The sequence below is a fragment of the Paractinoplanes hotanensis genome (genome assembly GCF_023717965.1).
In the GTDB taxonomy this organism is placed as follows: Bacteria; Actinomycetota; Actinomycetes; order Mycobacteriales; family Micromonosporaceae; genus Actinoplanes; species Actinoplanes polyasparticus.
Window position 1 is genome coordinate 125,223 of the sequence record NZ_JAMQOL010000044.1, and the last position, 21,627, is coordinate 146,849.

General features: G+C 71.7%; 17 protein-coding genes and 1 pseudogene. 5 read left to right on the plus strand and 13 right to left on the minus strand.

Annotated elements, in window-relative coordinates; translation table 11 throughout:
- Positions 1 to 17 precede the first annotated feature (17 nt).
- Both LXN57_RS30770 and LXN57_RS30775 read right to left on the minus strand, forming a co-directional pair.
- Entirely contained in the window at positions 18 to 2,159 is a 2,142-nt protein-coding gene (locus tag LXN57_RS30770) for a RecQ family ATP-dependent DNA helicase (RefSeq protein WP_251801739.1), read from the minus strand.
- A 118-nt stretch (positions 2,160 to 2,277) separates the two neighbouring features.
- Positions 2,278 to 3,570: an MFS transporter gene (locus LXN57_RS30775; protein WP_251801674.1), complete on the minus strand. Its 1,293-nt coding sequence runs from the start codon at positions 3,568 to 3,570 to the stop codon at positions 2,278 to 2,280.
- A 263-nt stretch (positions 3,571 to 3,833) separates the two neighbouring features.
- Here LXN57_RS30775 and LXN57_RS30780 point away from each other — a divergent pair.
- Positions 3,834 to 4,697, plus strand: a pseudogene (locus LXN57_RS30780) (serine/threonine-protein kinase); the annotation flags it as partial.
- Between the two features lie 786 nt (positions 4,698 to 5,483).
- Here LXN57_RS30780 and LXN57_RS30785 read toward each other — a convergent pair.
- The 8 genes from LXN57_RS30785 to LXN57_RS30820 form a co-directional block, all read right to left on the minus strand.
- The gene (locus LXN57_RS30785; RefSeq protein WP_251801675.1) at positions 5,484 to 6,983 is read right to left on the minus strand and encodes a fused MFS/spermidine synthase; all 1,500 of its coding nucleotides are present in this window, start codon (positions 6,981 to 6,983) and stop codon (positions 5,484 to 5,486) included.
- 47 nt (positions 6,984 to 7,030) lie between these two features.
- Complete coding sequence (locus tag LXN57_RS30790; protein ID WP_251801676.1) at positions 7,031 to 8,032, minus strand: coiled-coil domain-containing protein; 1,002 nt, start codon at positions 8,030 to 8,032, stop codon at positions 7,031 to 7,033.
- Positions 8,033 to 8,097: 65 nt separating this feature from the next.
- Positions 8,098 to 8,871: an SDR family NAD(P)-dependent oxidoreductase gene (locus LXN57_RS30795; RefSeq protein WP_251801677.1), complete on the minus strand. Its 774-nt coding sequence runs from the start codon at positions 8,869 to 8,871 to the stop codon at positions 8,098 to 8,100.
- A 4-nt stretch (positions 8,872 to 8,875) separates the two neighbouring features.
- Positions 8,876 to 9,685 (minus strand): inositol monophosphatase family protein, encoded by an 810-nt coding sequence (locus tag LXN57_RS30800; RefSeq protein WP_251801678.1) that lies wholly within the window; start codon positions 9,683 to 9,685, stop codon positions 8,876 to 8,878.
- Entirely contained in the window at positions 9,678 to 10,133 is a 456-nt protein-coding gene (locus LXN57_RS30805; RefSeq protein WP_251801679.1) for a response regulator, read from the minus strand. Before LXN57_RS30805 ends, LXN57_RS30800 begins: the two co-directional genes overlap by 8 nt.
- Positions 10,130 to 11,737: a sensor histidine kinase gene (locus tag LXN57_RS30810; protein WP_251801680.1), complete on the minus strand. Its 1,608-nt coding sequence runs from the start codon at positions 11,735 to 11,737 to the stop codon at positions 10,130 to 10,132. Before LXN57_RS30810 ends, LXN57_RS30805 begins: the two co-directional genes overlap by 4 nt.
- Positions 11,734 to 12,936 carry a PP2C family protein-serine/threonine phosphatase gene (locus LXN57_RS30815; RefSeq protein ID WP_251801681.1) on the minus strand — a complete coding sequence of 401 codons (1,203 nt, stop codon included), beginning with the start codon at positions 12,934 to 12,936 and terminating at the stop codon, positions 11,734 to 11,736. Before LXN57_RS30815 ends, LXN57_RS30810 begins: the two co-directional genes overlap by 4 nt.
- An 81-nt stretch (positions 12,937 to 13,017) precedes the next feature.
- On the minus strand, positions 13,018 to 13,353 hold the full coding sequence (locus LXN57_RS30820) for a hypothetical protein (protein WP_251801682.1): 336 nt from the start codon (positions 13,351 to 13,353) through the stop codon (positions 13,018 to 13,020).
- A 75-nt stretch (positions 13,354 to 13,428) separates the two neighbouring features.
- Between LXN57_RS30820 and LXN57_RS30825 the strand changes: the two genes are divergently transcribed.
- On the plus strand, positions 13,429 to 15,774 hold the full coding sequence (locus tag LXN57_RS30825) for a M28 family peptidase (protein ID WP_251801683.1): 2,346 nt from the start codon (positions 13,429 to 13,431) through the stop codon (positions 15,772 to 15,774).
- Here LXN57_RS30825 and LXN57_RS30830 read toward each other — a convergent pair.
- Positions 15,771 to 16,055 (minus strand): Smr/MutS family protein, encoded by a 285-nt coding sequence (locus tag LXN57_RS30830; RefSeq protein WP_221376947.1) that lies wholly within the window; start codon positions 16,053 to 16,055, stop codon positions 15,771 to 15,773. The genes LXN57_RS30825 and LXN57_RS30830 overlap by 4 nt on opposite strands.
- Positions 16,056 to 16,065: 10 nt before the next feature.
- Positions 16,066 to 16,437 carry a tetratricopeptide repeat protein gene (locus tag LXN57_RS30835; RefSeq protein WP_251801684.1) on the minus strand — a complete coding sequence of 124 codons (372 nt, stop codon included), beginning with the start codon at positions 16,435 to 16,437 and terminating at the stop codon, positions 16,066 to 16,068.
- A gap of 130 nt (positions 16,438 to 16,567) precedes the next feature.
- Between LXN57_RS30835 and LXN57_RS30840 the strand changes: the two genes are divergently transcribed.
- Complete coding sequence (locus tag LXN57_RS30840) at positions 16,568 to 18,748, plus strand: hypothetical protein (RefSeq protein WP_251801685.1); 2,181 nt, start codon at positions 16,568 to 16,570, stop codon at positions 18,746 to 18,748.
- On the opposite strand, the gene LXN57_RS30845 is transcribed toward LXN57_RS30840, so the two are convergent.
- Entirely contained in the window at positions 18,690 to 19,031 is a 342-nt protein-coding gene (locus tag LXN57_RS30845; protein ID WP_251801686.1) for an RCC1 domain-containing protein, read from the minus strand. The two genes, LXN57_RS30840 and LXN57_RS30845, sit on opposite strands and share 59 nt — an antisense overlap.
- Positions 19,032 to 19,191: 160 nt before the next feature.
- Between LXN57_RS30845 and LXN57_RS30850 the strand changes: the two genes are divergently transcribed.
- Both LXN57_RS30850 and LXN57_RS30855 read left to right on the plus strand, forming a co-directional pair.
- Entirely contained in the window at positions 19,192 to 19,929 is a 738-nt protein-coding gene (locus tag LXN57_RS30850) for a response regulator transcription factor (protein WP_251801687.1), read from the plus strand.
- Positions 19,907 to 21,454 (plus strand): sensor histidine kinase, encoded by a 1,548-nt coding sequence (locus LXN57_RS30855; RefSeq protein WP_251801688.1) that lies wholly within the window; start codon positions 19,907 to 19,909, stop codon positions 21,452 to 21,454. Before LXN57_RS30850 ends, LXN57_RS30855 begins: the two co-directional genes overlap by 23 nt.
- The last annotated feature ends 173 nt before the right edge of the window (positions 21,455 to 21,627 follow it).

Here is a 21,627-nt window from a genome sequence, read left to right on the forward strand (position 1 = left end):
TGCGCCACCGGGTGACGTCAGCCCGCCACGGCCAGCGCCAGAGGTAGCACCCCCTCAGCACCCGCGCGGCGCAGGGCGCGACCGGCCAGCGTCATCGTCCAGCCGGAGTCGACCAGGTCGTCGACCAGCAGGACCGGGCCGGACACGGCGCGAAGTTCGGCGGCCACCTCGGGCGGGACCGTGAAAGCGTCGTGCAGGGCGCGGACACGCTGCGCGCTGTTGCCACGCGCGTCGGACCCGGCGGCATGGGTCACCGCGACCGCTCCGAGTAAGGGCAGCCGGCCCACCTTCGCGATATGGGCGGCCAGGCTGCTGATCAGCTCGGGGCGACGGGCGGAGGCGACTGCGACCACCGCGGCCGGGCGCTGCGCCCACGCGTCGTCGCCGTGGGCCCAGTCCTTCAGGATCTCGACCACGGCAGCGGCCAGCTCGTCGGGGATCGCAGCGTCGGGCGCCTCGGGGCTGACCAGGCTGCGCAGCCGATTGCCCCAGCCCAGGTCGGAGAGCCGGCCGACGGCGCGACCGGGCTCGATCTGCTCGCCGGCCGGGATCTTGCCCTTGAGCCCGACGCCGACGGCGGCCAGGCCGGTCGGCCACATCTTCTTGGGGGCGACCACGACGCCCGGGTGGCCCAGGAACGCATCGGCGGCGGCCAGCGCGCCGGCCGACACCTCGGCGTCGAACAGCGGGGTGGCGCAGTTGTCGCACCGGCCGCACGGCTTGGCCTCGGGATCGTCGAGGCGCCGGCGGAGGTATTCCATGCGGCAGGAATCCGTCGAGGCGTACTCGATCATGGTCTTCTGCTCGGCCGATCGGGCCTCGGCGACCCGGCGCAAGCGGGCCGAGTCGTACGTCCACGGCTCGCCGGTGGCCAGCCAGCCGCCACTTGCGCGACGGACGGCGCCGTCCACATCGAGCACCTTGAGCATCATCTCGAGGCGGTTGCGGCGCAGGTCGACCAGCGGCTCGAGGGCCTGGGTGGACATCGGCCGCTCGCCGGAGAGGCTGGCCAGCACGGCGCGCACCTGATCTTCCGGAGGGAAGGCCAGCGAGGCGAAGTAGCGCCAGATCGCCGCGTCCTCCGCGCCTGGCAGGAGCACCACCTCGGCGTGCTCGACGGCCCGGCCGGCCCGGCCGACCTGCTGGTAATACGCGATCGGTGAGGGCGGCGCGCCCAGGTGCACGACGAAGCCGAGGTCGGGCTTGTCGAAGCCCATGCCGAGCGCGGACGTCGCCACCAGCGCCTTGATCTTGTTGTCGAGCAGGTCCTGCTCGGCGGCGCGGCGCTCGGCGTCCTCGACCTGGCCCGTGTAGGACGCCACGGCGAAGCCGCGCGACCGCAGGAAGTCGGCCGTCTCGGTGGCGCCGGCGACCGTGAGCGTGTAGATGATGCCGGAGCCGGGCAGCCGGTCGAGATGGTCGGCCAGCCAGGCCAGCCGATGGGCCGGGTTGGGCAGGTCGAGCACGGCCAGCCGCAGGGAGTCGCGCTCGAGCGTGCCCCGCAGCACCAGCGCGTCGCCGAGCTGGTCGGCCACGTCGGCTGTCACCCGGGCGTTGGCCGTGGCGGTGGTGGCGAGCACCGGCGTGCGGCCGGGCAGCCCGGCCAGGAACGTGCGGAGACGCCGGTAGTCGGGGCGGAAATCGTGACCCCAGTCGGAGACGCAGTGCGCCTCGTCGACCACGAGCAGGCCGGTCTCGGCGGCGAGGCCGGGGAGCACGTTGTCGCGGAAGTCGGGGTTGTTGAGCCGCTCGGGACTGATCAGCAGCACGTCGACCTCGCCGGCGCGGATCTCGGCCTCGATCAGCGACCACTCGTCGAGGTTGGCCGAGTTGATCGTGCGGGCCGTGATGCCGGCCCGGGCCGCGGCCTCGACCTGGTTGCGCATGAGGGCGAGCAACGGGGACACGATGACCGTGGGGCCCGCGGGCGGGCCGTCGGCGGCGCCCTGGCGCAGCAGGGCTGTCGCCACGAAATAGACGGCGGACTTGCCCCACCCGGTGCGCTGCACGCAGAGCACACGACGACGGTCGACGGTGAGCGCCTCGATAGCGCGCCACTGATCCTCGCGGAGCACCGCGTGGTCGCCGGCGAGGCGGCGCAGCACCGCCTCGGCCCGCTCGCGCACGGCGGCTCGGTCGGCTGGGCTGGCGGCTGGCATCGTCTCGGTCACGGGGCCATGTCTATCAGGCCCGTCCGACAGAACGCGGAGTTGTCCACAGGTGGGCCCGTTGTCCACAGGCAGCGGAAATCCGGGCCCACCGGCGCGACGATGGCGGTCAGGGGCTGGTCGCTGCCTCCGGCTCCGGGGAACTGCCGAGTGTGGCGGCCCGGAGGCCACGCCAAGCGGCTGCGGCCACCAGCGCCATGGCCAGGGTGGCGAGCCAATAGGGCGCCACCAGGCCGTACGCGGTGGCCACCACCCCGCCCAGCAGCGAGCCCAGCGCCGCGCCGCCCAGTTCCAGGAACGAATGGACGCTCGCGACCCGGCCGTACATGGCGGGCGGGACGTCGCGCTGGCGGATCGTGGTGACCACGACGCCCCAGACCGTGGTGTGGATGCCGAAGACGACGATCATCGCGGCGACCGCCCACGGCTCGCGGCTCAGGGCCAGCGTCGCATGCAGGGCGCACTCGACGACCAGACCGGTTCGCAGCAGGAGCGAGGTGGCGACCCGGCGGATCAGGGCCGGTGCCACCAGCGTGCCGAGCAGACCACCGGCAGCGAAGGCCACGAGCAGCACGCCGTAGCCGACGTCGCTGAGGCCGAGAACACGCGTCGCGTAGAGAACGAAGACGGCGAAGGCGGCGCAGAACACCACGTTGCCGACCGCCATGGTGAACGCCAGCGTGCGCAGCAGGCGGTGCTTCAGCAGCCACCGCATGCCTTCGCCGATCTCGGACCACAGACCGGGCCGGCGCACACCGTCCGGCTCGGCCGCCGCAAGCGCGGCATCCGCGTCCACCGGCGACGGTCGGGAACGCGCCGGGGTGATGGCTCGGATGGTGGCGATGAGGGCGGCGGACACGGCGAACGTCAGGGCGTTGACGGCGAACGGCACAGCGGCCGCCACGATGAACAGCCAACCGCCCAGAGGCTTGGCGGCGAACTGGTTGAGAACGTTGAAACTGGCGAACAACAGGGAATTCGCCCGCGGTCGCTGCGGCTCGGCCACGATCGCCGGAACGAACGCCGCCGAGGCCGTGTCGGCCAGGGTCTCCCCCGTGCCGAGCAGGAAGAACACGGTCAGGATGAGCGGCACGGTGGCCACGTCGAAACCCACGGCCAGGGCCAGTACGGCCATGGCGCCGGCCCGCAGGGCATTGACCGACACGACCAGGCGGCGGCGGTCCAGGCGATCGGCCCAGGCCCCGCTGATCAGCGCGAACAGCAGCCATGGCAGCTGCTGGGCGAGGACCGCACCGGCGACGGCGGCCGGGTTGGTGGTGATCGAGGCGACGAGCAGGGGGCCCGCCACCATGGTGATGCCGTCACCGAGATTGGCGACGGCGGACGACGTCCAGAGCTTCCAGAAATCCGCACCCAGGGGTGCGGCGAAAGGGGCACGCAAAAGGAACTCCTCGAGCGAAGAAACGGTCGGAAGCGACCGCCCCGAGGCGAGGAGAAGCGTTTGAGCCCGCCGGCGAACTAGCAGGCCGAGAGACGCCCTCGCGTCGAGGCGAAGACCGTCACCGAGGTATGTTGCATGCGAACCCTCCGTCCGGCAGGGACTGATCGCGCCGAGACTAGCCGGAATCCGGCAATCAGGCACGAGCGGAACGGGTTTCGGCGGACCGGCATCGTGCGGCCCGTCCCTCGGGTCACAATCGGCACATGGGGCGGACGGAGCGAAACGGTCAGTTCGGCTCCCTTCGTATCGGTGGGCGGTACCGGCTCGTCGAGAAGCTCGGCACGGGCGGCATGTCCGAGGTGTGGCGCGGCTACGACGAGACGCTCGGGCGTTCCGTGGCGGTCAAGGTGCTCTCGCCCCGGCTGGCCGACGACCGGAGTTTCCGCGACCGGCTGCGCCAGGAGGCGCTCGCGGCCGCCCGGCTCTGCCACCCGCACATCACGGGGATCTTCGACTTCGGCGAGTCACCGCTCGACGATCGGCTGACCGTCCCGTACGTGGTGATGGAGCTGAACGACGGCGAGTCGGTGTCGGCCCGGATCATGCGGCAGGGACCGCTGCCGTGGCGGGACGCGGTCACGGTCGCCGTCGAGGTAGCCTCGGCCCTGGCCACGGCGCACGCCCGCGGGGTGGTGCACCGCGATGTCACCCCGGCCAACGTGATGCTCACCGGCGGCGGCGCCAAGGTGGTCGACTTCGGCATCTCGGCGATCGTCGGCCAGCGCGACGCCGCCCCCGACGGCAGCCTGCTCGGCACCCCGGCCTACCTGGCGCCGGAGCGGCTCGGCGGGTCGCAGGTGGCCACGGCCACCGACGTCTACGCGCTCGGGTTGCTGCTCTACCGCACCCTGTGCGGCCATCACCCGTGGCCGGCCGAGAACACCGCCGAGGCGCTGCGCGCCCATCTGTACGCCGACCCGGATCCGCTGCCCGCCATCCCCGGGCTGCCGCCGGCCGTCGCCGAGCTGTGCCTGCGCTGCCTGGCCAAGGACCCCGCTGATCGTCCCGGCGCCGCCGAGGTGGCCCGCGAGCTCGCAGCCACCGTCGGCGTCCAGCCGATCATCCCGACGGTGGTCGAGCGGGCCGCCGACGCTCCCGCATGCGTTCGGGGCTCGGCCGGGCCGCCGGCGGTGGCGCCGCGGCGACGCCCGGGAGTCGGTCGATCGCTGCTCACTTACCTGGGCTTACCAGGCGGTACGCCGGGGCCGCGGCCAGCCGTCCGGGTGCTGCGCCTGCGGGCCGGTCTGAAGGTCGGGGTGGCCCTGCGGCTACGCGGGGCGCGGCCACTGGGCGGCGGGCTGTTCGAGGGCGGGCACGTCGGCGGCGGCCTGCTCACCGGGGACACGCTGGGCTTCTTCCGCCGGCGGCACCGGGCCCAGGCCGCGCTGGTGACCCTGGCCGTGATGGCAGCGGCCGGCGTCGGTTGGGCGGTGAGCCGGGAAACTACGGAGGTGCCGGGAGCGCGGGCCGCGGGCAGCGCGGTGGTGGCCGATGGGCCGGGCGACGACAGCCGGTGCACGGTCCGCTATCAGCTGCGGCAGGATTCGGGGCGCCGCTACGAGGCCCAGCTGACGGTCGCGACCTCGGCGCCCGGCTCGTGGCGGGTGCAGTTCTCGTACCCGGGCACCCAGAAGCTCACCGGCACCTCGAAGTCGGTCACGCAGAAGGGCCGAAGGGTGACCGCAAAGGGTCAGGGCAAGCTCAAGTCCTTCACGTTGCGTGGCAAGTATCGCGACTACAACCCGTTGCCGCTCGCCTTCGCCCTCGATGGCATCGCATGCCGGGCCGAGGTCATGGCGAACATGCCGGCCAGCCGCCGGGACCGGCCCCGTGAGCCGGGTAGCGGCGCCGAACTATCCGGCCAGGAGCTGGTCGACCGGCGCGTAGTCGTCGGTCAGGACGCGGGCGTCGTCGATGAACTCGGCCAGAGGCTCACCGGTCAGCACCACCGCCGGGTCGGCGACCTTGGCCACGCGGCGGCTGACGTCGGCCTCGGGCAGCGGTGACTTCGACGCCATGATGACGAAGTTGGCGCCCACCTCGCCCGCCAGCGCCTCCGCACTGCTGATCACGGCCACGTGCGGAAACGCGGCCGCCACGGTCGCCAGCTCGGCCCGGATGAACCGGTCGGGCGGGTAGTCGATCACGTTCTGCACGTAGATGCCGCCGGGCCGGAGCACCCGCGCGATGTCGGTCGCCATCTCCTCCGTGGCCAGGTGCCACGGCACGGTCAGGTGACCGAACGCGTCACCGACCACAAAATCGAAGGATTCCGTCGCCTGCTCGGCCACGCCGACACGGGCGTCCCCCACCCGTACGCGAAGGTCGGGACCGGTCTGCAGGCCGAGCTTCGATCGGTCGAGGTCGACCAGTCCGCCATCCAGCTCGATCACCAGCTGATCGCTGCCGGGCCGGGTGGCCCGCAGATAGCCGGGCATCGTGAAACCCCCGCCGCCCAGGTGCAACGCGGCTACCGGCCCGGTCGGCAGCACGTCGGCCACCGCGCCGATCCACTGGATGTACGCGAATTCGAGGTTCCGCGGGTCGTCGAGGTCGACGTAGGAGTGCCGCGCCGAGTTCAGGATCAGATCGCGCCCGCCAGGCTCGGACTCATCGGTCCGCACCTGCGCGCAGTGGTAGGCCGTCTCGACGTCGCACGGGTTGGGCGACGCCACACCCAGACCGGCCCCGACCAGGCCGACCGAGGCCAGGACGGCTCGCGTCCGGGGTTTGCCCGGAAGAACCGCCCCCGTCCGGCGCAGCCACCACCCGAGCAGACCGCCCGCGACCGCGAGCAGCACCGCCAGCGAGATGATGATCCAGCTCGACGGCACCGCCGCCACGAAGATGAAGCCGGTGGCGAGCGTGGCCGTGATCGCGCCCAGGGTGCCGATGCTGGACAGCCGCCCCACCACCGAGCCCGTCCGGTTCAGGTCGCTCAGCTGGAGCTTGACCACCAGCGGCGTGATCGCCGACAGGATGAAGGCCGGCAGGAAGACGGCCAGGGCCGCCAGCAGCAACACCGCCGGGGCGGCCCCACCCCGCAGCACCTCACCGCCGAACCGCACCAGCGGCAGGGTCACGGCCGTGCCGATCGCGCCGAGCAGGAACGCCGGGGCGAGCAGCACCCGCGGGTCGTAGCGGTCGGCGAGCCGGCCGCCCAGCCAGGTGCCGTACGCGATGGCGGCCAGCGAGATGCCGATGACCGAGCTGCTCACCTGCAGCGTCACGCCGACGTAGGGCCCCACTAGTCGCAACGCGAGAATCTCGAGGACGAGCACGGCCCCGCTCGATCCGAAGACGAGGGCGGTGGCGAGGCCGGACGGCAGAGCGCGCGGCGGCGGATTTCCCATCCGCCGGATGCTAGCCGCCCGAACCTGGCAGTCCCCTGGGGCCCGTCCTACAGCATCGACACGTGGACGTGGTTGGTGTGCTCGGCCGACGCCCCGCCGCTGCCGCTGTAACTTCGCCACCCGTCGCCCGGGAACCAGATCTGCCGGAACCAGATCACGTACATCACGCCGAGCCGGCCGGCGTTCTTCACGAAGTAGTTGGCCAGCCGGTCGCCGTACGCTCTGTCCCCACCGGTGGCCGCCGAGTTCTTGAAGGTGCTCGCGTTGGACGACATGTCGCAGGCCCGCCCCTTGGGATGCTCACCGGAGTTCCGCTGGCTCCAGCAGACCGTGTAGCGGGTGAAGCCGTCCGCCTTGGCTTCCTTGTAGGCGTTGAGCGTGCGCGGCGTCAGGCAGCCCGAGCTGGTCGGGTCCTTGATCGTGCACCTCTCGTCGGGCCAGGAGCCGTCGGAGTTGCGTGGCGCCGGCTTGGCCAGCGGCGAGTTGCCCGAGACAAAACCGCCCGCGACCGCGCCCCCGCCCACACTGGCCAGGGCGAGCTCGGCCTCTTTCTTCTTCTTGGTGAGCGCCGTGACCTGCTTGCTCTGTTCGCGCACCTCTTTGTCGATGGCCGCCTTGGCCGCCTCGGCCTTGTCGAGGGTCTCGCGATAGCGGATCAGAACCTTGGAGTCGAACTGGGCCATCATGTCGAGTTGCTCGATGCGCTCGAGGAAGGCGTCGGGCGAGGTCGAGTCGAGCAGCATCGACATGGTGTTGGGCCGGCCCAGGCGGTACGAGCGGGTGGCGATCTCGGCCACCTGCTTCTCCATCGCCTTGGCCCCGGCCTGTGCCTGCTTGACCGTCGTCTGGAGTTGCACGGCCCGCTTCTTCGACGCGGCCAGTTTCTGGATCGCCGTCGCCTGGCCCTTGGCCGCGGACTCGAGCGCATTACGCAGCGTCTTGTCGTCGCCCTCGTCGGGGTCGGCGTGGGCGGCCACGGGGGCCACCAGCAGAAACGCCACGACCACCGCGAGCACGATGCTGAGCCGGCGCTGGAAAACCGCCGCCACGGAATACCTCCCCAGGTTGAGCGCGGGCAGACTCTACCGTGATACGTACGGGAAGGGCAGATCGATCAACTGGCCGAGTAACCGCCGTCGACGAAGAGTGTCTGGCCCGTGACGGCGACGGCTGCGTCGCCGGCCAGAAAGACAGCACACGCCCCGAAATCAGCGGGTACGCCGTTTCTGCCGATCATCGTGCGGGCCGCGTGTTTCGCGACAATGGCCGGATCCGCGAAGACGGGCGCGGTCAGCGGAGTGTGGACGACGCCGGGGGCGATCGCGTTGCAGCAGACGCCCCGGGCTGACCACGCCTCGGCCTGCGACCGGGTCAGCCCGACCAGGCCGGCCTTGGACGCGCCATAGGCGCCGCTGTTGCCGTACGCGCGGAAAGCCTGCTGCGAGACGACGTTGATGATCCGTCCCCAGCCGCGCTCGGCCATCCGCGGCCCGAAGGCCTGACCGAGCAGGAACGGGGCGGTCAGATTGGCCGCCATCGTCACGTCCCAGTCGTCCTCGGTGAGCTCGCCGAGGGGCGGACGCCGGTTGACCGCGGCCGAGTTGACCAGGATGTCCGGAGCCCCGTGCCGCTGCAGGGTCTGCTCGACGACGAGCGAAACGCCCGCCCGGTCGGCGAGGTCGCCCGGGATCGCGTGCCCCTCGGCGCCGAAGCCGCGCAGTTCCTCGATCACCTCGGCCATCAGCCCGGGACGGCGAGCGACCAGCACGACGCGCGCACCGGCCCGCCCGAGCGCGACGGCCATCGCCCGGCCGATGCCCGAGCTGCCGCCGGTCACCATCGCTGTCCGGCCGTGCAGACCGAAGACGCTTTCCAGGTACGACGCCACGGGGCTACAGGATCGAGGTGTCGGGGAAGAGGGTGTCGCGGACCGTACGCCAGATGTCGTCGTTCGCGGCGGCGAGCATGCCCCGCTCGCTGTCCGTCGGCCGGTAGGGCGTGCCGTCCAGGTGCAGCACCGTGCCACCGGCCTCGCGGACGATCAGGGAGCCCGGCACGTGGTCCCACGGCAGGATCCGCCAGAAGAGGGCGAACTGCTGCTCGTCGAGGGCGACGGCCGGGTACTCCCACCCCGCGCAGTGCCGCCCGTTGGTGACCTCGTGGAAGGCCGAGGTGTGGGCGAGCGCGACCGAGCGCAGGTGTTCCGGCAGGTATTTGCTGGCCACGGCGCCGCTCAGGACGGCCGCGCCGGGGTCGTCGGTGCGGGACTTGACCCGTACGCCGTCCCGGTAGGCCCCCGAGCCGCGCTCGGCCACGGTCAGGTTGTCGCCGACCACGTCGAGAATCCACGAGGCGGTCGGCTCACCGTCGTGCAGCAGCGCCACCATCACCGCGAACGGGGTCTTGCCGGCGGCGAAGTTGTTCGTGCCGTCGACCGGGTCGACGATCCAGACCGCCCCCGCGTCACCGACCCGCTCGAGCACGCGCGGGTCGGCCGCCACCGCCTCTTCGCCGACCACGGTGGAGCCGGGCAGCAAGGCGGTCAGGCCGCGGGTCAGCGCCTGTTCCGACTCCTTGTCGGCCACCGTGACCAGGTCACCGGGCGCCTTCTGGACGATCTCGTCCGATGCCAGACGCCGGAACCGGGGCAGCACGATCGTGGCCGCGACCTCCCGGATCAGCTCGCCGACCTGCTCAAGCACGCGGCGGCAACTTCACGACGCTGACGAAGAACTCGTCGATCTGCCGGATGACCGTGATGAACCGCTCGAAGTCGACCGGCTTGGTCACGTACGCGTTGGCGTGCAGTTGATAGCTGCGCAGGATGTCCTCGTCGGCGGCCGACGTGGTGAGCACGACGACCGGGATGCGGCCCAGCTCGTCGTCCTTCTTGATCTCTTCCAGCACCTCGCGGCCGTCCCGCTTGGGCAGGTTGAGGTCGAGCAGGATCAGGTCGGGGCGCACGGCGTCCGCGTACTCGCCCTCGCGCCGCAGGTAGGCCAGCGCCTCGGCCCCGTCGGAGACGACGTTGAGCCGGTTGCGGACCTTGTGCTCCTCGAACGCCTCCTGGGTCATCAGCACGTCGCCCGGGTCGTCCTCGACCAGCAACACCTCGATCGGCGTGCCGTCGGCCCGTGTCGGAGCCGTCATGCGGTGACCTCTTTTCTCGCCTCTTGTGCCGGCGCCACGGTCTCGTCGCCCGGAGCGCCCGGCAGCACCGGGAGGGTGAACCAGACGGACGTGCCGTCCTCGACGTCGAGGTCGAGCCAGATCCGTCCGCCATGATATTCGACGATCTTCTTGACGATGGCCAGACCGATTCCCGTGCCCTCGTAGGCGTCGCGGGCGTGCAGGCGCTGGAAGATCACGAAGACCTTGTCGGCGAACTCGGCCTCGATGCCGATGCCGTTGTCGCGCACGTTGATCCGCCACTCGCTGTCCTCGCGCTCGGCGCTCACCCGGATGACCGGGGCCACGTCCGGCCGGCGGAACTTCAGCGAGTTGCCGATCAGGTTGACGAAGAGCGTGGTGAGCAGCGGCTCCTCGCCCTCGACGACGGGCAGGCCGGCCCAACTGATCTCGGCGTCCTCGCCGGCCCGGGCCTCGAGCTGCGACCGGACCTCGGCCAGCACCCCGTTCAGGTCGACCTCGGTGAAGCCGGCCGTGAGCCGGCCGATCCGGGAGAAGGCCAGCAGGTCGTTGATCAGCCGCTGCATGCGCTGGGCGCCGTCGACGGCGAAGCCGATGTACTGGTCGGCGCGCTCGTCGAGCTGGCCGGAATAGCGGCGCTGGAGCAGCTGGCAGAAGCTCGCCACCTTGCGCAGCGGCTCCTGGAGGTCGTGCGACGCGACGTAGGCGAACTGCTCGAGATCGCGATTGGACCGGGTGAGCTCCTCGGCCTGCACCTTGAGCTGGTCGTTGACCCACTCGATCTGGCTGCGGGCCTCGCGCACCTCGGCCAGCTCGGTCGCGATCTTCCGCCGCATGCCGTCGACGTCCCCGGCCAGGGCGGCCAGCTCGGGCGAACCGGTGCTGCTGATGCGCTTGTCGTAGTCGCCGCCGGCCACCTCGCGGACCTGCTCGGCCAGCTCGGTCACGGGGCGGCTGACCATGCGGTCTAGCAGCAGCAACAGGGCCGAGCCGGCCAGGATGATGATCGCCGCGGCGGAGATCTGGATCGCCACCATCGTGCGGCTGCTCTGCTTCGCCGCGTCGGCCGAGCGCGTGCGAAGCACCTGGATGTCGTCCTGCATGTCGGCGATGGCCACGCGCAGGGCGTCGAACTGCTCGGTCGAGGTCGCCTTGAGCCTGTCCTGGCCGGCCTGGGTGCCCTCGGCCTTGACGACGGCGATCACCGGCTCGGCCACCTCGCGGCGCCAGTCTGTTGCCCGCGCCCGCACCTCGGCCAGCTCGGCGCGGATGCCGGTGTCCTCCGGGTGCAGCAGCTCTTCGAGACGGTTGACCAGCCGCTGCTCGTCGGCCAGACCCTGGGTGTACGGCCGGAGGTTGGCCTCGTCGCCGGTGATGGCGAAGCCGCGGATGCCGGTCTCCTGGTCGACGTACGCCGTGTTGAGCGCCTCGCCCGCGGCCCGCATCGGGCTGGCCCGGTTGAGCACGTCGTCGAGCTGGCGGTTGTTCTCGGCGGCGGTGATCGCGGCGAACACACCGAGGGCGCTGAGCACCACGCCGACCGTGATGCAGAGGGCGACGATCCGCCGGCGCAGGGTCCAGGAGCGGACGGAGAGGACGCTCACCGGCCGCTCCCGCGCGAGATGAGCAGCATCGCCACGTCGTCGGCGAGCGGGCCGCCGTTGGCCTGTTCGGCCCGGCCGACCAGCCAGGCGGGCAGCGCCGCGAGCGGCACCGAGCGGGCGGCGGGCTCGTCGAGCAGGCCGCACAGGCCATCGACGTCGAGCCGCTCGTTGCCCGCACCGGTGTGGCCCTCGATCAGGCCGTCGGTATACATCAGCAGAGACCAGTCATCCGTCGGGAAGTCGACCTCGGTGGCCGGGGTGGGGGTGGGCCGCACGCCGAGGACGATGCCCCGGCGCGCCTCGACCGGTGTGACCAGCCCGCCCTGGAGCAGCACCGGGGGCGGGTGCCCGGCCAGCCGGAAGACGGCTTTCTTGGTCGCCAGGTCGAGCACCACCGAGGCGACGGTCGCGAAGACCTCACGGGCCCGGCGCTCGCTCATCAGCACCTGCTCGAGCGAGCTGAGGATCCGGTCGTCGGGCACCCCGGCCAGCACCAGCGCCCGCCAGGCGACACGGAGCTCGACCCCGAGCGCGGCCTCGTCGACACCGTGACCGCAGACGTCGCCCACGATCACGTGCAGTTTGTCCGAGCCGACCTGGACGACGTCGAAGAAGTCGCCGCCGAGCAGGCCCAGGGCCCGGCCGGAGCGGTAGAACGTGTGCACCGCCACCCGTTCGGTGGACATGAGCGGCTGCGGCAGCAGACCTCGTTCGAGGCGGGCCGACTCGGCCTGGCGCAGCTCGACCTCGCGCAGCCGCTGGGCGTTCTCGTCGGCGCGCTTGCGTTCGACCGCGTAGCGCAGCGAACGGGTGAGCAGAACTCCGTCGACCTGACCCTTGACCAGGTAGTCCTGGGCGCCCTCGGCGACCGAGGCGACGCCCAGGTGCTCGTCGGAGCGGCCGGTGAGCACGCACACGGCGGCGCTACCGGCCACGGCGAGGAGCTTGCGCAGGCCATCGAGGCCCTCGGCGTCGGGCAGGCCGAGGTCGAGCAGGACGCAGTGGATGCCGGACAGCAGGCCGCGGGCCTCGCGAAGACTGGTCGCGACCCGCAGGTCGAACGGCGCGTCGGCCTCGTGCAGCAGTTCCCGGACCAGGAAGGCGTCGCCCTCGTCGTCCTCGACCAGCAGGACGCGCAGGCGTTCCTGATAGACCGGGGCGCCGGATCGGGCGCGCGGTGCGACCGAGCGCTCAGTCATGCCGACCCCCCACTCGTCCCACCCGGCGCTGACCCGCTGATAGTTCCCCACCCGGGGGCGGCGCACAACACCGGGCCGGTCTCACGGGACGTCCTCGGCGGCGACCCGGCGGGCATGCTGGGCGATGACCTCGCCGAGGATGCCGTGCAGCCGTCCGCATTCGTTGCAGTGCAGATTCTCGTCGAGGTGGCGGCCGCCGCACTGGACGCAGGTGCCCCTGTCCTCCGGGTCGCGGTAGGCCGCGAGGGCCTTGCACATGGCACGGATCACGTGGTCGCCCACCGCGAAGGTGGCCTCGCCGAGCGCGGTGCGCACGCCGATCAGCGCGACCGGGTCGGCGTCCGGACACGGGTCGTACGGCTCGACGGCGTCGATGAACGCCGCCATGACAGCGGCGGGGTCGATGGGCGTGCTCACCGGGACAACGCTAGGGCACGCCGGAAACGATCTTCCCACTACCCGGTGCCGTACCCAACCGCTTAGATGTCACCCATGCGCGCTCCTGCGATGACCGACCCGGCCCGCCGGGCCCCGGCTGCTCTCCTCGCCGTCGCGGCGCTCGCCCTGGCCGGGCTGGCCGGGCTGTGGGCCGTCGAGCCGCCGTCCGCGCGCCCCACCTCGGCGCCGGCCACCGAGTTCAGCGCCCAGCGCGCATTCCAGCAGGTCGAGGCGATCGCCACCCGGCCCCACCCGGTCGGCAGCCCCGCGCAGGATGCGGTGCGCGAACACCTGATCACCACCCTGCGCGGCCTGGGCCTGACGCCCGAGGTGCAGGACACGGTGTCGATCGAGGGCGCCGGACTCTCGGCCAGCGCGGGCGGCTCGAGCCTGGCCCGGGTCCGCAACGTGATCGCCACGATCCCGGGCGCCGGCTCCACCGGCCGCGTCTTCCTGGTCGCCCACTACGACTCGGTGCAGGTCGGGCCGGGCGGCAACGACGACGCGGCCGGCGCCTCGGCGATCCTCGAGACGGCCCGGGCCCTGCTCGCGGCCCCACGCCTGCGCAACGACGTGGTGCTGGTGCTGACCGACGGCGAGGAGGCCTGCCTCTGCGGGGCCAAGGCCTTCGTCGACCAGCATCCGCTGGCCCGCGACGGCGGGGTGGTGCTCAATCTCGAGGCGCGCGGCAGCAGCGGACCGGCGATCATGTTCGAGACGTCGGCCGGCAACGGGAAGCTGGTCGAGGCGTACAGCCACGCGGCCAAGCCGGTCGGCACGTCGTTCGCGGTCGAGATCTACCGGATCATGACGAACGACACCGACTTCACGGCGTTCCGCAAGTCCGGCTTCGCCGGGCTGAACGCGGCCTACATCGACGGCGCGGCGGTCTATCACGGGCCGACCGACCTGCCCTCGGCCATGGACCGCGACAGCCTGCAACACCACGGCGACAACACCCTCGCGGTGGTGCGCGAGCTGGGCGGGCGCGACATCGCCGCGCTGAAGGTCACCGGCGGCGAGGACGCCACCTACTTCCCCGCGCCCGGCCTGCTGGTGCGCTATCCGGGCTCGCTGGTCCGGCCGATCGCCGTCCTGGCGGTGCTCGCGGTCGCGGCGCTGGCCTGGCTGGCGCGCCGCCGGGGCCTGATCACCGCCCGGCGGGCGCTCGGCGCAGGCGCGCTGACCCTCGTGCCGATCGTGCTCGCCCCGGTGCTGGCCCAGGTGCTCTGGTTCCTGATCACGCTGATCCGGCCCGAGTACTCGGCGATGCCGATCGACCCGTACCGGCCGGGCTTCTACCGGCTGGCCGTCGTCCTGCTGGCCGCGGCGGTGGTGATCGTCTGGTTCGCACTGCTGCGCCGGCGCCTGGGCCCGGCCGCGCTGGCTGTCGCCGGGCTGGGCTGGCTCGCTGTGCTCGGCGCGGTGCTCGCCGCGTTCGTGCCCGGCGGTTCCTACCTGGCCGCCCTGCCCGCCTTGGCCGGCGCGGTGGCCGGGCTGATCGCGGTGGCCACCCGGGGCTGGCTGCCGGTGATCGCGGTGACCGCCGGCGGTGCGGTGGCGACCCTCGTTCTGGCGCCCACCATCCTCATGCTCTTTCCGGCGCTCGGCATGGGCCTGGGCGCGGCCGGCGCCTTCCTCACCGTGTTGCTCGGGCTCGCCCTGCTGCCGGTGATCGACCTGCTCCACCCGGTGGCGGCCGGCGGTCAGTTCGGCCTCGCGGCGCTGCGCGCCCGCCGGCTGGGCGCGTTGCCGTCGCTCGCTGCCGTCGTGGCGGTGCTGCTGTGTGCCGGCGCCGGCCTCGCCACCGACCGGTTCGACGACGACCGTCCCGCCCTGACCCAGTTGATGTACGCGATGGACGCCGACACCGGCGCCGCCCGCTGGATCAGCGACGAGACCGACGTCCAGCAGTGGACCGGGCAGTACGTCTCGGGCGACCCGCACCGGATCGACGACACGATGCCCGCCTTCGGTCCCGAGCAGGTGCGCACGGGCGACGCGCAGGCCGCCGACCTGCCCGCGCCCCAGCTCACCGTCGAGTCGGACTCCCGCTCGGGCGAGACCCGCAGCCTGACGCTCCGCCTGCGGCCGCAGCGTCAGGCCCGGCTGGTCACCCTGCACGTGCCGGGCGACGTCAAGGTCGAGTCGGCCACGGTCGAGGGCCGGCCGGTGCCGGTGCACACGCCCGGCTTCGGCTTCGCCTTCCACGCCCCACCGGCCGACGGCATCGAGGTCGAGCTGACCCTGCGCGAGGCCGGCCCGGTGCGATTCCGGGCCATGGACGCCAGCGACGGCCTGAGCGGGCTGCCCGGCTTCCGGCCCCGCCCGGCTGGCGTCGGCATCGTCGGCTCACACACCAGCGAGATGCTGGCGGTCGCCAAGAGTTACACCTTCTAGCGGCCTCGGCCGCGGCGGCCGGTCGACTCGTTGTGGCGGAAGTGGACGAAGAGCCGGCCCCAGTTGTCGCCGTCCTTCTCGACCCGGTGGTAGAGCTGCTTGATCTCCTTCTGGTCGAGGAAGCGCAGCACCTTCTTCTTCAGCGCGCCGCTGCCCTTGCCCGGGATGATCTCGACCATGCTGGCCTTCTTCTGCACCGCCTCGTCGATGATCCCGCGCAGCGCACGGTCGATCTCCTGGCCCCGGTTGAAGATGTCGTGCAGGTCAAGCTTCAGTTTCACGTCTTCGACCTTAAGCGTTCTCGGACTTGCCGAGCCATTCCTCGGCCCGCCGCAGGGCGTCCTGGTAGTCGGCCTGCTGGTTCATCGCTGCGGCCAGGCGCAGGTGGGGCAGCGCCTCGCGGAAGCGGCCGCCCCGCTCCAGGGTGCGGCCGAGCACGTGGTGCGCGTAGTGGTCGGAGGGGTCGTGCTCGACCAGGTGCCGGAGCTGTTCCTCGGCCTTGGTGAGCTGGGCCGAGTTGAAGTAGGCGCGGGCCAGCAACTGGCGCACGGCCGTGTTGTGCGGCTCGGCCTCGACTATCGGCTCGAGCAGGCGGGCGGCGCCCAGCGGATCCCCGGACTCGAAGAAGAAGGTGGCTCGGCGGTACTCCTCGAGAAGATCCACGTGCGCGCTCCTCACCTCGGCGGCCTCTCTAACGCTGGCACAACAACGCGCCGGCGGCGAGTGTTCCGATGATCCAAGCTTCCCGACAAAACGGCTCATACAGCAACCCAGCCAGCAGACAATGCCTGATGTGGGGGACTTTCCGAGCCATCTCGTGACCGCGCCGGCCCGTCCACGATCCGGGCGATTCAAGGCGACCGTGATCGGTGTCTTCGTGTTCGGTCTGTGCCTGCTGCTGGCCGGTGGCACGGCCGCGCCGGCGTTGACCTCGCCGGCGTTTCTGATCTCGGGGGTGCGGGAGATCCCGTCGCCGCCGCAGGGCACCTCGTGGGCGCCGTCGCCCCGCACAGCCGACGGGCTGCGGATGGTCGCCAGCACCGACGGCCAGGAGTTCCAGCTGCACACGGCCGGTGGCGACCGAACCTTCCTGCCCGGCGTCGACCTGGGCGACACCACGCCCGGCCACCTGCCCGGCAAGGGAGCGATCTCGGCCGCGCAGTACCGGGCCTGGTTCGCCGCGATGGGCTGGCTGGGCCTGCGCGTGGTGCGGATCTACGAGATCCACCCGCCCGCGTTCTACGAGCAGCTCGCCGCCTGGAACCAGGCCAACCCCGACCGCCCGCTCTACCTCGTCCAGGGTGTCCGGCTGCCCGACGAGACGTACGTCAAGAAGCGCAACCTGTTCGACAAGCCGTTCACCGACGCCTTCCGCCGCGAGCTGCGGGCGGCCGCGCAGGCGGTGACCGGCGAACTGACCCGGGACGCGACCTTCGGTCAGGTCGGCGGCGCCTGGACCACGGACGTCACGCCGTGGCTGGCCGGTTGGATCATCGGTCGCGAGATCGACCCGGGCGCGGCGGCCGCGTCCGACCGGCGCAACGCTTCGGTGCCGCGCTTCACCGGTCGCTACTTCCGGAACACGCCCAAGTCGACGCCGACCGAGCGCTGGCTGGCCGCGCGCATGAACGACCTGGCCGGGTACGTCGCCCGGCACGGTGTGAGCCAGCCGATCGCGTTCGTGAACTGGCCGACGACCGATCCGCTGCGCCACCCGCAGGAGCCGCTCCCGCAGGAGGATCTGCTGCCGATCGACGCCAACCACGTGCTGCCCACGGCGGACTGGCCGGCCGGGACGTTCGCGAGCTACCACGCGTACCCGTTCTATCCGGACTTCCTGCGGCACGAGCCGGACCTGCTCGATTACGAGTACGAGGGGCATGCCGACCCGTACGCCGGCTACCTGGCCGACCTGCGCCGGCATCACGCCACCATGCCCACGCTGATCACCGAGTTCGGTGTGCCGTCCTCGATCGGGTCGGCCCACAACGCGCCGCTCGGCCGCTCGCAGGGCGATCACAGCGAGCAGGCGGCGATGCGCATCAACGCCGACCTACTACGCATGATCAAGGATCAGGGCCTGGGCGGCGGGTTCGTCTTCAGCTGGACCGACGAGTGGCACCGCTACACCTGGAACACGGCCGGTCGGCAGGACTGGACCCGCCGGCAGCTCTGGCACGATCCGCTCACCAACGAGCAGTACTTCGGGCTGCTGGCGATGGACGCCGACGGCGCTCCCGACGCCGCTGATCAGCAGTTGCTCGACTCCGACGGCTGGCCGGCGCGCAAGGTCACGGCCCGGGTCGACGAGGAGTACCTGCACCTGGAGGCGGAGCTGGCCGACTCGGCGCCGGGCTCGATGATGGTCATGTTCGACGTTCTTCCGGCCGTGACCGGTACGCCCATGATCGGCAGCGGCGACCGGCGACCGGACGCTGTTTTCGCGCTCAACCTGATCGGGCACGACGGGCAGGCGTACCTACGGAGCCAGCTCGACCCGGTGAAGCTCGACTTCTCGGTCCCGGCCTCGAAGCGGGGTTCCGCCCCGGCCGGCTGGAACGTCTTCGAGCTGGTCGTCAACCGGGCGATCACGGTGCCACGGACGGGCGTAAGGCTGCCGGTCGAGCTGCAGAACGCCGGCCGGTTGATCCACGGCTCGTGGGATCCCGAGGATGACGAGGCGGACAGCCGGGCACTCTGGGAACTCGACGGCAACCACCTGGCCGTACGCGTGCCGTGGGCGATGCTCGGGTTCGCCGACCCGTCGGCGCACCGGGTGGGAGTTCCGAAGAACGGAAAGCTCACTACCCAGGTCAGCCCGGGTGTGACCGTGTCCTTCACCGCCTCGGGCACCGACCAGGTGGTCGGCCAGGTCCGATGGTCGAACTGGAACCGGCCGTACTACTCCGAACGGCTCAAGCAGGGGGCGGCGAATCTTCGGGACGCGGCGCTCGTGGCGACGGGCGGCGGCTGAGGCTCAGGATCGTCGTCCCGCCGGCGATCAGCAGTGCGCCCAGCGCGATCAGCATGACGGGACTCCGGCCCGGCCGGTACGGCTGCGGGTAGCCCGCGCCCCAGCAGAAGACCTCACCCGACTCGGTCAGCGCGCAGGTGCTGTCGCCGTCGGCCACCAGTTGCACGACCTTCTGGCCGAGGCCCACCTCGACGAGCCCGTCATCGGCCCGGGCCGGCGCGGCCACCAGGACCGACGTCACCACGACGGCCAAGATCGCCACTACCGGTCGCCTGATCGTCATGCAAGCATTATGGGCGTTTTATACGCTTTCGGGTCTTCGACACGCGCCCGCATCCGGCCGGCGGCTGTGCTGATTCTCAGCCCTTTCGGTGCGCGCCAGTCACAGCTGGTACACAGGGACGGGAAAGCAAGCACATAGCGTTGCCCGCGACAGTTGGGGCATGACGATGGCGAACTCAGATTCCGGCGCCGACCTCCGCCGGCCCGACGGGGGTCCCGTCCGGGTCCTCGTGGTCGACGACGAGCCGACGCTGGCCGAGCTGCTCTCGATGGCTTTGCGCTACGAGGGCTGGGACGTCAAGAGCGCGGGCGACGGGCAGACCGCCGTGCGCACCGCCCGCGACTTCCGCCCGGACGCCGTCGTCCTCGACATGATGCTGCCCGACATCGACGGTCTCGAGGTGCTGCGCCGGCTGCGCGGCGAGACGCCCGAGGTGCCCGTGCTCTTCCTGACGGCCAAGGACTCGGTGGAGGACCGGGTCGCCGGCCTGACCGCCGGCGGCGACGACTACGTCACCAAGCCGTTCAGCCTGGAGGAGGTGGTGGCCCGGCTACGCGGCCTGATGCGGCGGATGGGCCACTCCCCCCTGCGCACCGAGTCGGAGCTGATTGTCGGCGACCTCACCCTGGACGAGGACAGCCACGAGGTGCGCCGCGGCGGTGACCTGGTCACCCTCACCGCCACCGAGTTCGAGCTGCTGCGCTATCTGATGCGCAACCCGCGTCGGGTGCTGAGCAAGAGCCAGATCCTCGACCGGGTCTGGAACTACGACTTCGGCGGCCAGGCCAACGTGGTCGAGCTGTACATCTCGTACCTACGGAAGAAGATCGACGCGGGCCGCTCGCCTATGATCCACACGATGCGCGGAGCCGGCTATGTCCTCAAACCCGCGGACTGAGAGGCACCCGGCGCGCTGGCGCAGCCCGGCCGGCTGGCCGCTGCGCACCCGGATCGTGGCGATCATCATCGTCCTGCTCACGGTCCTCGGGCTCGCGGTCGGCGGCACGGCCTACTTCTTCCTGCGCAACACGCTCTACACGCAGCTCGACGCCAAGCTCGACCAGACCGGCAACCCGTTCCACAACCGCGGCAACGGTGGCCCGCCGCCGTCCTTCGACCGCGACAAGCCGTTCGGCGGCGCGGAACAGGGCTCGATCATCGTCACCTACTCCAACCCGGCGGACGTGCACGGCGGCCGGATCGTCACGATCGAGGACGACGGCTACGCCGAGATCGCGTACGAGGCCCTCAGCGACACCGCCGCGGCCGAGCTCACCGCCATCCCGCCCGACGGCACCAAAAACGACATCACCCTCGACGGCTACGGCTCGTACCGGGTCGTCGCACTGGCCACGTCGAGCGGCGACATCCGGGTGGTGGCGCTGTCGCTCAAGAACACCAACTTCACCTTGCTGCGCGTCGCGCTGGTCACCGGGGGCGCCGTGCTCATCGCGCTCGGGATCGCCGGCTGGGCCGGTGCGCTGATCGTCCGCCGTACGCTGGCCCCGCTGGATCGGGTGGCTGCCACCGCGACCAAGGTCTCCGAACTGCGGCTCGACCGCGGCGAGGTGCGGCTGGCCCAGCGCGTGCCCGAGCGCGACACCGACCCGCGCACCGAGGTGGGCCAGGTCGGCGTCGCGCTCAACCGGATGCTCGACCACGTCGGCAACGCGCTCGAGGCCCGGCACGCCAGCGAGATGCAGGTGCGCCAGTTCGTCGCCGACGCCAGCCACGAGCTCCGCACGCCCTTGGCCGCCATTCGCGGGTACGCCGAACTCAGCCGCCGCAGCCGGGTCCCGATCCCCGACGAGATCGCCCACGTGCTCGGCCGCGTCGAGTCCGAGGCCAGACGGATGACCGGGCTCGTCGAGGACCTGCTGCTGCTGGCCCGCCTCGACGCCGGCCGGCCGCTCGCGCACGACCCGGTCGACCTCAGCATGCTGGTCGTCGACACGGTCAGCGACGCGCACGCCACCGGCCCCCGCCACTACTGGCAGCTCGACCTGCCCGAGGAACCGGTCATCGTGATCGGCGACGGCGCCCGACTGCACCAGGTGCTGGCGAACCTGCTGGCCAACGCGCGCACGCACACCCCGGAGGGCACGACGGTCACGGTCGGGGTCGCCTCGACCGGCGGCGCGGCCGTGCTGCGGGTCACCGACGCCGGGCCCGGAATCCCCGCCGCGCTGCAACCGCACATCTTCGAGCGTTTCGCCCGCGGTGACAGCTCCCGATCCCGGGCCGCCGGCAGCACCGGGCTGGGCCTGTCGATCGTGCACGCGGTGGTCACCGCGCACGGCGGACGCGTCTCGGTCGAGAGCCGGCCCGGCCGTACGACCTTCACCGTCGAGCTGCCGTCGGGTCCCGCCGCCGGTGTCCCACCAGCTGAGCAGTTCGCCCAGATCGCTCCGCCGCCGAACTGAGGCGCTATGCTGACCGACATGTCTCGCTGGTATTCGTGGTTTAGTGGGCCGGCTCGCGCCGGTGCCTCAGCCATGACCTGAGACACCCCGCCAGAGCCGGCCCGGGCAGCGACATGACGTCGCTGCCTTTTTGTTTGCCGCCGGCTCTCACCGTGGGCGCCGGCGTCAGGAGT